This window comes from Aquiflexum sp., assembly GCF_041749095.1.
Taxonomy (GTDB): Bacteria; Bacteroidota; Bacteroidia; order Cytophagales; family Cyclobacteriaceae; genus Aquiflexum.
In genome coordinates, this window is sequence record NZ_JBGTCA010000592.1 from 1 (window position 1) to 13,339 (window position 13,339).

At 39.4% G+C, this 13,339-nt stretch carries 14 protein-coding genes; 1 reads left to right on the forward strand and 13 read right to left on the reverse strand.

What is annotated here, in order from left to right:
* The 5 genes from ACEW8O_RS26520 to ACEW8O_RS26540 form a co-directional block, all read right to left on the reverse strand.
* Positions 1-503, reverse strand: a 503-nt coding sequence (locus ACEW8O_RS26520) for a Uma2 family endonuclease (protein ID WP_373497648.1), incomplete at its 3' end; no start/stop codon positions are given.
* A 6-nt stretch (positions 504-509) separates the two neighbouring features.
* On the reverse strand, positions 510-1,139 hold the full coding sequence (locus tag ACEW8O_RS26525; RefSeq protein WP_373497649.1) for a Uma2 family endonuclease: 630 nt from the start codon (positions 1,137-1,139) through the stop codon (positions 510-512).
* Between the two features lie 68 nt (positions 1,140-1,207).
* Positions 1,208-1,546, reverse strand: a complete 339-nt coding sequence (locus ACEW8O_RS26530; RefSeq protein WP_373497650.1) for a hypothetical protein — start codon at positions 1,544-1,546, stop codon at positions 1,208-1,210.
* Between the two features lie 171 nt (positions 1,547-1,717).
* On the reverse strand, positions 1,718-2,251 hold the full coding sequence (locus ACEW8O_RS26535) for a dihydrofolate reductase family protein (RefSeq protein WP_373497651.1): 534 nt from the start codon (positions 2,249-2,251) through the stop codon (positions 1,718-1,720).
* 42 nt (positions 2,252-2,293) lie between these two features.
* Positions 2,294-3,997 carry a phytoene desaturase family protein gene (locus tag ACEW8O_RS26540; RefSeq protein ID WP_373497652.1) on the reverse strand — a complete coding sequence of 568 codons (1,704 nt, stop codon included), beginning with the start codon at positions 3,995-3,997 and terminating at the stop codon, positions 2,294-2,296.
* 100 nt (positions 3,998-4,097) lie between these two features.
* Between ACEW8O_RS26540 and ACEW8O_RS26545 the strand changes: the two genes are divergently transcribed.
* Positions 4,098-6,791, forward strand: coding sequence for a discoidin domain-containing protein (locus ACEW8O_RS26545; protein ID WP_373497653.1), 2,694 nt, complete (start codon positions 4,098-4,100; stop codon positions 6,789-6,791).
* Positions 6,792-6,830: 39 nt separating this feature from the next.
* Here ACEW8O_RS26545 and ACEW8O_RS26550 read toward each other — a convergent pair whose 3' ends face one another.
* From ACEW8O_RS26550 to ACEW8O_RS26585, 8 genes are all read right to left on the reverse strand, one after another.
* Entirely contained in the window at positions 6,831-8,036 is a 1,206-nt protein-coding gene (locus tag ACEW8O_RS26550; RefSeq protein ID WP_373497654.1) for a histidinol-phosphatase, read from the reverse strand.
* A 54-nt stretch (positions 8,037-8,090) separates the two neighbouring features.
* Positions 8,091-8,612 (reverse strand): DUF421 domain-containing protein, encoded by a 522-nt coding sequence (locus ACEW8O_RS26555; protein ID WP_373497655.1) that lies wholly within the window; start codon positions 8,610-8,612, stop codon positions 8,091-8,093.
* Between the two features lie 254 nt (positions 8,613-8,866).
* Positions 8,867-9,331: a hydrogenase gene (locus ACEW8O_RS26560; protein ID WP_373497656.1), complete on the reverse strand. Its 465-nt coding sequence runs from the start codon at positions 9,329-9,331 to the stop codon at positions 8,867-8,869.
* Positions 9,332-9,756: 425 nt separating this feature from the next.
* The gene (locus tag ACEW8O_RS26565; RefSeq protein ID WP_373497657.1) at positions 9,757-10,491 is read right to left on the reverse strand and encodes a spheroidene monooxygenase; all 735 of its coding nucleotides are present in this window, start codon (positions 10,489-10,491) and stop codon (positions 9,757-9,759) included.
* Between the two features lie 278 nt (positions 10,492-10,769).
* Positions 10,770-11,903: a serine hydrolase domain-containing protein gene (locus ACEW8O_RS26570; protein ID WP_373497658.1), complete on the reverse strand. Its 1,134-nt coding sequence runs from the start codon at positions 11,901-11,903 to the stop codon at positions 10,770-10,772.
* 184 nt (positions 11,904-12,087) lie between these two features.
* Positions 12,088-12,825, reverse strand: a complete 738-nt coding sequence (locus ACEW8O_RS26575) for an alpha/beta hydrolase (RefSeq protein ID WP_373497659.1) — start codon at positions 12,823-12,825, stop codon at positions 12,088-12,090.
* 74 nt (positions 12,826-12,899) lie between these two features.
* Positions 12,900-13,049 carry a hypothetical protein gene (locus tag ACEW8O_RS26580; RefSeq protein ID WP_373497660.1) on the reverse strand — a complete coding sequence of 50 codons (150 nt, stop codon included), beginning with the start codon at positions 13,047-13,049 and terminating at the stop codon, positions 12,900-12,902.
* Entirely contained in the window at positions 13,039-13,215 is a 177-nt protein-coding gene (locus ACEW8O_RS26585; RefSeq protein WP_373497661.1) for a hypothetical protein, read from the reverse strand. The genes ACEW8O_RS26580 and ACEW8O_RS26585 overlap by 11 nt, the downstream gene beginning before the upstream one ends.
* Positions 13,216-13,339 lie beyond the last annotated feature (124 nt).

The following is a 13,339-nucleotide window of genomic DNA, read 5'->3' on the forward strand; positions in this document are numbered from 1 at the left end:
ATTAAAGTGCATTCATTGGGATGAATGACCCAATATTCCTTTACCCCGGATTCTTCATAAACATCGTATTTATTTTGCAGCTCTTTTTTGTTATTGCCGGGAGAAAGGATTTCCACAATCAGATCAGGAGCACCCACACAGCCCAGCTCATCCAATTTTTCCGGATCACAGATCACACAAATATCCGGCTGCACTACTGTATCTATGTCTTCATGTTTTTTGGACTTGACAGGTAGGCGGACATCAAAAGGGGCTGAATAAACTTTGCAGTGATGTTTTTCCAAAAAGTTGTAAAGTTTATTGAAAATTTTCCCGGAGACCTCTTGATGAATTCTTCTTGGTGCAGCCGCCTGCCTGAAAATCTTGCCTTTGATCAGCTCGACCATTTCTTCCATCTGCCAGGTCAGGTAGTCAGCATAAGTATAGCGACGTCCTGACTGTCCGGTAAGCAGGTATTCTGCTAGTGGTTCTTCAACTTTGTTTTTCAATTCTTCCTTTTCCATAACCTATTAAATCATGTCATCAAACACTTCTTCCAGATCAAGTACAAAGCCTTCAATTGCCTGGGAAGTTACTTTATCACCATGTGTAAAAATTCTTGATGCTTGGTATTTTTCATTGATCAGGGTGTAAATGATTAAAGTGCATTCATTGGGATGAATGACCCAATATTCCTTTACCCCGGATTCTTCATATACCTCGTATTTGTTTTGGAGTTCCTTTTTGTTATTCCCGGGAGAAAGGATTTCCACGACTAAGTCCGGAGCACCTACACATCCCAGTTCGTCAATCTTATCCGGATCACAAATTACACAGATGTCTGGCTGAACTACTGTATCGATGTCTTCATTTCTTTTGGACTTAACTGGTAGTCGAACGTCAAAAGGGGCCGCAAAAACTTCACATATTTTACCATTTAAAAAGACAAAGAGTTCACTGGATATTTTTATTGAGATCCTTTGATGATTTGATCTCGGTGCAGCCGCCTGCCTGAAAATTTTGCCCTTGATCAGTTCGACCATTTCATCCATCTGCCAGGTCAAGTAGTCAGCATAAGTATAGTGACGTCCTGACTGTCCGGTAAGCAGGTATTCTGCTAATGGTTCTTCAACTTTGTTTTTTAACTCCTGCTTTTCCATAAAGTAAAAATACTGATTATAAGGCAGAAAGGAAATATGGATTTTGAAGATGAACTGAAATATGATAATTAGCGTCGCCTGATTTGCTCCAATCGGATTACTGGTATAGATTTTAAAAATACGGGAATATCGTTCGGGGCAGGAGTGAATATATCAGCCTCTTTGTCTGTTAATCTGAATCTGATAAACACAGGGATAGGTGTCTGGTTGATATCCTTATATTCTTCAGCCAAATCTTCAGGGTAGTAGAGTTCGTTATCATATCTGATTAGAAACTGGTATGACCCCCTGGTAGCTACATTCAATACTACCTCACCATTGCCTTTTATGAAATGACCCTCATCCGAAATACAGGAGTTAGTTAGAAATAAAAATGCGATAATAAATAAACTTAAGGGTAGCTTCATATTGTTAAGACGATAATTTTAATATATGGGCTACAGATTTCCTGTTTTTTTGTTTCGCTTGGTCACTCAGTCGATGATATCAACGCCAACTTTATCTTCATTTTTGGGATACTCTTAATATGATACGGTTCAATTTTGGGTTTGCTCCATGTAGAATGAATTTCTTAAATTTTAATAGACGACATGGTAAGTCATTATTTGTAAACTGTTTTCGTATTCTGCTGTGTCAATTAATTGTAGGCTATATTTTTTAGTAGAGTTGCCAAATAACTTTTTTCCTCCACCTAAGATCAGTGGATTTAATTTAATTCTAAGAATATCGATTTTCTGGTTTTCCAAAAGCCAACCTGCAAATTGCCCCCCGCCACATAGGTAAATGTCACTGCCTTCTTGGTTTTGAATGAGATCTATTTCATTAAGATCTATCTTCTTCACTTCAACCTTGTCGTCGGGGTTTTTAAGTTTCAAGTTGTCGGAGAAAATATAGTGTTTCATATGAGGGTAGGCAGGTTGTCCTGGTTTTAGGCCATACTTATACCCGAATTCATAGGTATTCCTTCCCATTATCACCGTATCGAAATTTGCCAAGTCTGATACATACCTATCGACTCCATCTCCTTTTTCTACAAAACCACGGACATCGCCATCGTGACCGGAAATAAATCCGTCTAAGGAACTTGCAACATAATAAACTATTTTTCTCAAAATTTCCTCAGTTTATGTTGTTTGATTCAATTAAACATGCTTTCATTTCATGATGGTTTTGATAAGATTCTTTCTCAAAATCGCGGATGAAGTAATCAAACCGCCCATGAGTGCCCCTCCTATACCACAGGATACAATATCTTGCCCGGTAAGGTACAGGTTTTTGAAGGGGGTGTGCGGGGTGAGATATTCATTTCGAAATCGAGCAGGACTATGTTCCAGTCCGTATATTTCACCTGACTGGTAGCCTGTAAAATTTTTGGTGGACAAAGGAGTGGAAAGTTCGTAATAATCTATCTGACCTTTTAGATGAGGAAGCTGTTGATATAGGTTTTCAAGTAATCGCAGTGACCACTTCTCTTTCATAGCTTCATAATCCTCCCCTCTTTTACCCCAACGGGTGTCCTCCCACTTTTTGAACCATTCAAATCGTGCCAGCGAGATAATTTCGATGGTGGAATTACCTGGAAAACGGTTTACCCAATCGGGGTCTTTGGCTGAAGGAAATGAAATATAAACTACCGGAAATGGATTCTCATCCGGATTATCAATGTATTCACTTACATTTTTATCATGGTCGTAGCTTGGGTAAATCCAGAAATTTGAAGTGGGGAGGTGGAGTTCTTGGCTGCTTTTTTTCAAGCCGATATACAAACATAAATGCGCCTCTGAGGGGCGTAAATCATCAAATTGTCCCTTCAGTTTGGGAACCAGCGGATGTTGATTATCTATGAGTTTTTGAAAAGTATTAAAAACCCCCGCATTGCTGATGACCCGGTCAGCTGTCATCTCGATGCCATCAATCATCCGAACACCAACAGCCTTTTTTCCTTCGAAAATAATTTCGTTCACCTCTGCATTCGAATAGACATCTCCCCCTCCTGAGGTGATTTGGGGATAGATATATTCTGCAATTTTAGCAGAACCACCCACAGGATAGTAGCCACCGTTGAAATAGTGATTGATCAGAATGGCATGCATGGCAAAGCTGCTCTTTGCAGGAGGAAGACCATAATCCCCAAATTGGCCGCACAGTACCCCGATAAGCTTTTCATTGCAAGTGAATGTTCGGAGCATTTCTAATGTAGTAGAATCCGAATATTTAAGAAATTTCCTTGAAGTCCAATTTCGCAGCCATTTTCCTATCAATCCGGGAATGACCTTCATACCGTAATAATTCCGGCTGCCGGTAATTACATTTTTCACAGACTCCATATAACGGTCAATAGCATCATGGTCTGAAGAGGAGTCAAATTCTGCCTTTAGTTTAGCAACAAGATTTTTCCGGCCTTTTACCAAGTCATAGGTCTTATCCTCAAAAACTATCTTATCATACACCTCCCCCATGTCTTTCCACTGCAATTTTCCCTTGGTAATATGATTAAAAAGGCGGGGCAAAAGTTTTTGCTCGTTGTGCATTTCGCCCACATAGTGAAGGCCCACATCCCATTCGTATTCTTTTCTTTTAAAAACATGGGTAAAACCACCAATGGTATAGTGCTTTTCAAGTACCAATACCTTTAGTCCATGTTGGGAAAGCAAGGCCGCAGTGGTAAGTCCGCCCAGCCCTGATCCAATCACAATGGCATCATAGTGACCGGAAGGTTTGTTTTGTTTGTAAGATGGGAAATTCCGCACGATATAGCTTTTACATAAATATACAGAATTGAAAGGTAATGGCCCATAGAAAAAGAATCCTTGGAGCTGAATAGCAGATATATTATATTTCCCGTTCCCTTTTTCCACAAAAAATATACTTTGGTATCTCCATGGATAAAAGCAATTCCTATTAATTAGATCACACCTTCAAAAATTCAGTTTCCCGATACAATAACCTTATTCTTTGATGAAGTCATTACTAAATCCCCTTTTGCTGTTATTTATTTCCCTCTTTGTTATAGTCAGTTGCAGCCAGGAAAGATCTCCTGTGGATATTTCTCCTGCCGAACTTTTGGATCCAAAAAGGATGGAACCTCCCTTTCCCCATATTTCAATACCCGAAGGGGCTGATCTGGAATCGCCTGTTTGGAAGGGAATAGATCTGATACCCACCCCGCCGGTAGTTCCGCATTCGGCATCCGAACAAAAAAACAAGTTTATCCTAAAGCCGGGCTACAAAATAGAGCCCGTTTTGACAGAACCTATGATCCGGGAACCTGCGGCCATACAGTTTGACGGAAATGGCAGGATGTATGTGCTCGAATTGAGAACCTACATGCAGGATATTGATGCCACTGACGAGCTGATGCCCATCAGCAGGATATCCCGTTGGGAGGATAAGGATAATGATGGTTTTTACGAAACGGGTGTAGTGTTCTTGGACAGTCTGATATTTCCCCGTTTTATAGTTCCTTTTGGTCCCAATACCATTCTTTCCATGGAATCCAATGAAGACCATGTATATAAATACACCGATACCAACCTTGATGGTAAAGCAGACAAAAAAGAATTGTTTGCTACAGGACTGGGAAGGTCGGGTAATGTGGAACATCAAACCAGTTTTTTGACCTGGGCCATGGATAACTGGATGTACAGCACCTACAATTCCCGGCGGATTCGCTGGACTACTGATGGGGTGATCCAGGAACCGACAGGTAATCCCTACGGGCAATGGGGGGTAACGCAGGATAATTATGGACAGGTATGGTTTCAGGATGGTAATGGAGGTGTTCCGCAGAACTTTCAGTTCCCAATAGTCTATGGAAATTACCGTGTGGAAGGTCAGTTTGAAGAGGGATTTCGGGTGCCTTATAGCCTGGTGAACTTGGCAGATTTTCAACCGGGAATGCGGGAAGCCAAAGTCGATGGATCTCTCAACAATGTGACCGGTGCTGCCGGCAATGATGTATTCCGTGGAGATCGGCTGCCCCAAAACCTGGTCAATCAATATTTTTACGGAGAACCTGTGGGGAGAATAGTCCGACAGGTATCTTCCCGAAAGGAAGAAGGCCTTACCTATATCCAAAATCAATATATTGCTGAAGAAAGTGAATTTATCCAGTCAACGGATCCGCTTTTCAGGCCTGTGGATATGGCAACAGCCCCCGATGGCACCATGTATATTGTGGACATGTATAGGGGAATCATACAGCAGGGCAACTGGACGCAGGAAGGCAGTTATTTACGTACCAAAATCCTGCAATACCAGATGGATGATATTGTGGGAAACGGCAGGATTTGGAGAGTAACCTATGATGGTATGCCCCGAAGCAAGGAAAAACCAAGGATGTTTGAAGAAACCACCGCCCAATTGGTACAGCACCTGGAGCATCCGAATGGTTGGTGGCGCGATAAAGCCCAACAGCTGATCATCCTGAGGCAAGATAAATCAGTGAAAAAGGAATTGGAAAAAATGGCCCAAACTTCCGACATCGAGTTGGCTCGGATTCATGCCTTATGGACTTTAGAAGGACTTGGCGTATTGGAGACTGGGATGGTCAAACAACTGATGAAAGACCCCAATCCGGCCATACGTATCCAAGCATTGAGAGCAGGTGAAACTCTTTATAAATACGGAGAAAAAAGTCTGGAAGAGTATTACCGGAATTTGTCCGGAGATACAAATCCTGCTGTGGCAATACAGGCATTGCAAAGTGCTTATGTTTTGAAAATCGATCAATCCGACAAACTGCTTCAATCCGCTGTCCAATCCAATCAAGCCAAAGGAGTGCAGGTAGTGGCCACACAGATACTGGAAAGGATGGAGGAAGAAAAGAAATCAGCCGCCACCCAATATTCTCCCCGGGAACGCGAGCTTATTGATCAGGGAAAAACCATTTATGACAGCTATTGTGCCACCTGCCATGGAGTCAAAGGATTGGGAACACCCGTTGGAGGAGGAGAATTGCAGGCGCCGGGATTTTCCGGATCGCCCCGGATTTTGGGTCATTCCGAATATGCGGTTAAAACCCTGCTTAACGGCCTTACCGGAGCCATTGAAGGGAAAGAATACGAAGGCATCATGATTGCCATGGATTCTAACGATGATCAGTGGATTGCCGCAGTAGTATCCTATATCCGTAATGATTTTGGAAACAAAGGGAGTTTTGTCGAACCGGAATTTGTGGCAGAAATTCGGAAGGAAACCGAAAAAAGAAACAGTAACTATAGCTATGATGAATTGATAGGAGAAATTCCCAAGGCATTATTTCCCAAGGATGACTGGAAAGTAAATGCCAGTAGCACCGCCCTTCAAGGCGTGGGCTCAACGAAAGATCCCACTTATGCATTTGGCTTTAAAGGGTGGAAAACGGAAACTGCCCAAGAACCGGGCATGTGGTTCCAGGTGGAACTTCCACTTCCGGTAAACCTCGCTGAAATCCAGTTTGATTCCGGTAATGAGCAATTCCCCATAAAATATACAGTATCTGTTTCAGATGATGGGAAAAAATGGATGGTGGTGGCAAATGCAGCAGGCGAGAAAGGGATAAATACTGTTAGGTGGAAAAATAAGGCACCGGCAAAGTTTGTCCGTTTGCAAACTCAAGCTCAAGGTGAGCATCCTTGGGCCATGGGGAAATTAACCTTGTTTGCGAGGTAATATCGCTGTCAGGCTTATATGAAAAGTCTTGGCAGGATATTATTCAATCTCCGGTATGACAGGCTGAACCCAGGCCATTTGATATTTCATGTTTTCTACGGGGTTTTCCTGTTGTTTAGTAGAGGTGATCTTTGCCCGAACAAAAAGGATATTGGGGTCCAATACAAAGGAAGCGGTGCTTCCCTTCACTTCTTTTAAAACCCTGGTTTCCTTATCTCCTTTATTGCAACCAATAAATTCAATGGTATACTCAACCCCTTTTTCCTCCTGAATGAAAAGGGAAAGGGTATTTTGATCGAAAGTAATATCCTCCAAAGTGACTCCTGTAGTGGCATAAAAATTTCCGGCTTCCAATGCATTAATTAATGTGCCCGCTTGCAAAGAATCAGTTCTTACCATGACCCATCCTCTTCCTGCATTGCTGAGTTCACCACCGCTCTCATGGTAGTTATGGCTATCATCTGTTGCCAAACCAAATAGCAAGGGCTGTCCTTTGCTCATATAGGCAATATTGATATAATCCCACATTCTTTCCGTCCCCATCCTAATACTGTCTCCCAAATTATTAACCTGGGGGTGTCCATTATATACTTCAAAAAAGCGTTCCCCTTTCAACTTCACAATATCCTGGAGCGTAATGGCCCAGCGGAAGTTCGGATGGTTGATGTGGACCATCATGGGTTTTCCACTAACTTTTCTTTCTTCCAATACTGCATTTATGTTATTCTGCAAAACATCCGCAACGCTTTCTCCCCCTTGCGGCGAAAACAATTTGGAGAGATTTGTAACATTAAGGTGAAGTGGCTTTCCTTTGTATCCATCAGAAATTTCTTCTGCCGGAATTATCAGAAAACGTTCTTTCTCTTCGTATAAAGGCACATATTCTGCAAAGGTTTTCAACCGGACCATAATCTTTCCCTCTTCGGATTTATGATCTACCCAATCCTCACCATATTGTTGCAAATAATTTTGGAAAGCCTGTTTGTAAATGCTATCATCTTTTATGGTTATCCATTTTTCACCTTCAGCAAAAATATTATGGTCTGAAAGGGCCACAAAATTATATCCTTTGGACTTGTACCAGTTCATAATCACTTCTGGAAACTCGTCCCCATCACTCCAAAGGGAATGGGTGTGAAGATTGCCTTTGTACCATTTGTGAGAGAGCGGTTCTTCTTGCTGGAAAGAGAAACTCTCAAATACTATAGAAATAAAAATAAGAATTGGTAAAATTGCTCTTGTCATATTCCTCCTTTAAAGATTTTACGGGATTGGTGCTTAATGTAATTTCAGTTATTTCTATCGTTCTATCCTAACATCCTTAAAGGTAGTTTCCTTATGGTCGGATATTTTTTCGATAATTGTTATATCACCTGTTGTTTCTAAAATGATCATCTCTATTTCTTCTAATGTTGAAAGCCCATCTTTTCTGGCGGCACTATAGATTTCTTCCTCAGTTATTCTTTCCTTTTTCATAGCTCCTTGCAGAAAGTTGCCCTTATAAAAGATCAGTGATGGTCTGCTGGTGATGACGGTTTTAACTGATTTCACCCTAACAGCTAACCACGTTAATATGAATTGAAATCCAATAAAAACTATAATAGCAGCTACACCATTGGCCAGCGGTATGTTTTTATTGAGTGCAACACTGGCAAGAATTGAACCTAAGGCAACTGTAACAACAAAATCAAAAGCATTCATTTTAGCTAAGGTCCTTTTACCGGATACCCTTAATAAAAACACCATAGCAATATAGGCTAAGGGAGCTATGCAGATAACTCTAAGCAAACTGTCCCAACTGTCAAACCAAATTTTTTCCATAAACTAAATATAAGCCCATTTTTAAACATTCTATTAATCACCTCAAGGCTTTACCTCAATAATCATGCGATGATTTTATGGAGATAATAAGGAAAAAAACACTGAATACAGTATTTAGGATCAATTCATTACTGTATTGGCTTCAGGAGAACCACATGGAACTTCAGACCAGATAGGTGTTGTGATGGGCATTGTCCAAGTTTTAATGGTGATGTTTGTGTTTCGGCCATCATATAAATTAGAAATGTTAAGAACTATTTTCGGCTTTCACTTAGAATCCGGGATTTCATATTTCTATAAAGTCCGTTCAATACAACCACACAAACAAAAATCATCGCAAGGGCAAGAGAAATCAGTAAAAATGAAATTAGTCCTTCAACTACAGGTGTACCTTCTTTACCACCTGCTATCGGCATCATTTTGCCGGCTCCTGTTATGGATGCTATGGTGACTGCTAAAAAATTTGCGAAAGAGCCATAAAGAATCAGCCAAAATGTATAAGATAACCATCTGTCATTTAGTATAAGCCTGTTCCAAGTAAGGCCCAAGATAACCAAAAACATACCGTTCATCACCCCTTCGAGGTGAGCAGTAAGCCCCATTCTTGGATTCATCATCAATGGAATACATAAACCAATGAGTAACCCCAATAAAAATAAAAGAATTCCTAAAAATAGAAGCCAATCTGATTGCCATTTCTTACGTCCGGTGTTTTCCATAATTTAATTTTTATGTTTAGGGTGAACAGTTTATATTGCAATGTCGTACTTCCCGCTAGCAGACAAAGGGGATCATCTTGAAGAAGGTGGGCATTCAGAGTAGGATATTTTTAAGCTTTCTCCCAACTTCCTAAAGATTTTGATTTTAGTCTAGTCTGTCAGTTGAATTCAATTTGATGAAAGTGTCTGGGAAGGTGAATATAGGTTAAAAAGTTAACTGATTCAACGCAAAAAGGATTTTTTAGAAAGGGTGTAGGTTGATTTCTAGTCGAAAGTCTGCCGGGAAAAATTTTGACTGGCCAAGCCAGGGAAGCTGTCCTTGTTTATTTACCTTACTGCATTGTTTTTAATGCGTGACAAGTATGATTTAATTGTACCGAATTAAATATCATGCCGATGGCTACCGCCAAAAACCAAGAATTAGATCATATAAAATGTTGTCCCATAAAGGGCCAAAGGGGATTTTCACCATCCCAAGAACCTATGGTTTTGTAAGGAATAAAATTGGCAAAAAGCTCCTCGCTGTACCAGCCTAGGCTCCGGGTCTTTTGGATCACTTCACTATGGAATTTGGAGCGGTAGGCATAATTCTGCATGGATTCTTGGTCCTCCCAAAGGCTGAATGTTGCTTGCATCAGCCAAGGGTATTCTCCGATCCCGATGGAGAAAATCGATCCGTCCCGGTCGTCCATATTCTTGCTGACCGATGGTACATAGCTCCAAAATTTTCTTAAAAAGAGAAATTTGATCCGGGCCCTGGTGATAACTGCAATCGGACCGGTTTGGTAAGGTTGAATGGTTTCGAAAGGATTCCATCCGGACCATGTCCCATGAACTTTGCTTGTTTTCATGTAAATAGTCCAGAATTCGGTAGCGCGTCTTTGAAAACCTGAGAAATGTCTAGACTTATCAAAATAACTTATAGCAGCTTCTTCTGATTCCCAAACTGCCAGCAAGGTATATACATTCACGTTTAGCATTTTGGAAAAGCCGTTTTTCCCGCCGCTTCCCATCAGCTTAAAAAATTCCAAGCCTTGCACCTTTTTAAAGACCTTCTTGGATTTTTGCATTTGAGCAAAAATCCAGAATGCCTGCAGTCCCTCAAATCGAAAAAGGGTAAAAGTGATGACTTGTTGTTTTGTGTCTGTGGATAAGTCCATTAGAAAAGCAGTTCAGCAAAGTATTGAAAAGAGATAGATTCGGATCGTCTAATTCATTAACTAAAAATTTTAATTTTGGTTGTCCTGTTTGGCAAACCCAAATATTAACCGTCTTATGTGACTTGGTCACTATGTCGTGAGTACCTCGGCAGAGAAATCTTGTGAAGCAGTCCGTTCAATAACCTTATCTACTTTTTTAACTCGGCTACTTGAATGGAAATGAATTCAGGCATCTTGTGGATGAATTCCACCCTATGTTTTTATAGCAAATGTTGGCATTAGTTTTTGATAAATTTATTAATAATGTTATATGTTTTGTCAACAAGGTTTTCTTCAAAAAGGATGTTGTTATTTGTGAGGATTACCACACTTAAAGGTCTCTTAAATTCAAAAATTGACCAATTGTTAACACCATAACTCTGTCCTGCCGATACAGCTAAAGAATCGGTTACTTCCCAACCCATTGTATAGAATGATTTTTTTCCTTTTAAAGTTTGCAAATCCGCCGAGTGCAACTCGATATCCATAGAAATTGGCTTAAATATCAGTTCGTGTGAAGTTTTGTCTAAAATATTGTGCTGCCTCAACGCCTTTAGATATTTTGAATAATCACAAAGATTAGTGTAGAGTCCAGTTGGCCCAACTATAATTTTGGTAAAATGGTGTGGGTCGTTCGAAACCCAATTCCCAAAACTATCCCTTTCATAACTTATGGCCATATTGGGTATTTTTCCGACATTTTGATCGTTTACGAAATAGGTGTTTTCCATACCGATTTTATCAAAGACAATTACATTCATATACTCTGAAAACGGACTCCCGCTAACAGCTTCTATAATTTTGACCAGAACACAATAGGCGCCGTTGTTATATTCAAATTGTGTCCCGGGATTAAATTTTGTAACATCATTATTTTTATACCAATCCATTATATTATTCAGTGTCACATAATCCGTGGAATCCCAGTTTTGGGCAATAATCCAATCAGCATCTTCAATTCCAGATGTATGTGAAATTAACTGCTCAATTGTAACATTCTTGAATATTGGATAGGGAAAATATTTATATATTGTATCTGTTAAATGAATCTTACCTTCTTTTACCAAATTAAGGATACCAAGATCTGTAAATTGCTTTGTCAAGGACGCGGCATAAAAATTTGTTTTGCTGTTCGCCTTATCTCCATTTTCAATATTCCTTAGCCCGTATGCCTTATTAATAACTTCTCTATCATTGTACATTATTAAAATGACGGCGGCCGGTCCATCCTTGCTATAATAAAAATTGAACAATGAATCTATTTCAATTTTGAGTAAACGGTTATCCTCTAATGCCGTGTTGTGATTTTTCTTTGATTTTCCACATGAAATCAAAATTAGCCAGAAAAGTAGAAGAGGTATATAATTTTTCATTCTGAGTAAAAATTGAGACTAACGTTTTCATTCACAGCACCATTTCGCTATTTGTTCTATATGGCAAAAATAGCGCAACTGTTGCAGATATTTTTGATTACCTAAAACAATCACTATCCCTGTAAAAATTAATTAGACCATATCAACCTGAAAAAGCTTTTACCAGACTCTAATTCAGCAACCTTCATTTTTCTGTTTCAATTTTTTTGAAAAAATCCTTCAAAGCTCCCAAGGTTAAACCCTGTTGTTCTTCTAAATCAATTTGGGCTTTATCATCAGTTAATAATTTACCTAAATATCCAAACTGAGAATGATTCCCGCCTTTGATTTCTATCAAAGCAGCATTTTTTGGTAGCTTATCTTTATTTTCCATTACCTCTGAAACACTCGCTAATCCATCAAATTCTCCATAAAGTTTGATGGTCGGCAAGATCCTGTTTGATAGGTCAAAATCTCTTGGATGGGACGTTCCTAATAGAAAAAGCCCCTTTAACAAATTTGGATTTTCAAATACAAATTGGGATGCCATTTTCGCTCCTTGAGAATGTCCACCAATGATGTAATTTCCATTTTTGAGGTCGAACATGGACTCAATTTTTTTGTAATCCCATAGTGGCATTCTCCATTTCATCTTGATAAGATGACAAGTGAACCCATTTTCAGCAATTTTTCTACAAAGCGGCGCATATGCTTTTGGATCCGTCAATCCACCTTGAAAGAATATAATCTCATTTTGATAACTTGAATTGTTTGGTTCAAAAGTAATCTTATCAATCGATTTTATAACCGTCACGTTTCCATCGTCAGCGAATGTTGTTTCCGGTAGATTTCTCGATTGATAGGTTGTCCAATTCCAAATGAAAAATATTGTAACCAGGCTAAACCAAACTATTCTAAAAATATTCCTTTTTTTAATTTTCATAAACTAAAGAAACCGCATGAACCCCACGTTAGAGAATTCTGGTGAGGCCATTTTTTCGATTAGGTACTAGGCATTTACCTTTCTTTTTTAGACTTTTTTTCAAAATAAGCAACAATTTCCTCAGGACTTAAATCCATAATGTCCTTTGAAATTCTGTCTCTTTGTTCTCGCATAAATTTTACCGCATCGAACGTCTTTTTCTTGTTATTTTCTTTAGTCTTCATAAGTCAAAAGTTCTCTTGGTGAACGGATGTCTATTTGTTTGTAACCTTCTGCCACGTTCACGGCATTATAACCAATAATTCTAACAACATTTACAATTTCTTTGAATTCCTCATCAAAGAGTCCTCCAAAAACTGAAGTGTCCAAATAAATTCGCTGTTTCTTCATAATCTAAAAGTACGAAATCCACAGCAAAGTTGTGTTTCAATTACTCAAATCCATTACTATTCCTTATTTTAAAAAATGCTAATTATCAACCCTTACTTTTTTTATTCAAAAAAACCGCCCCAAA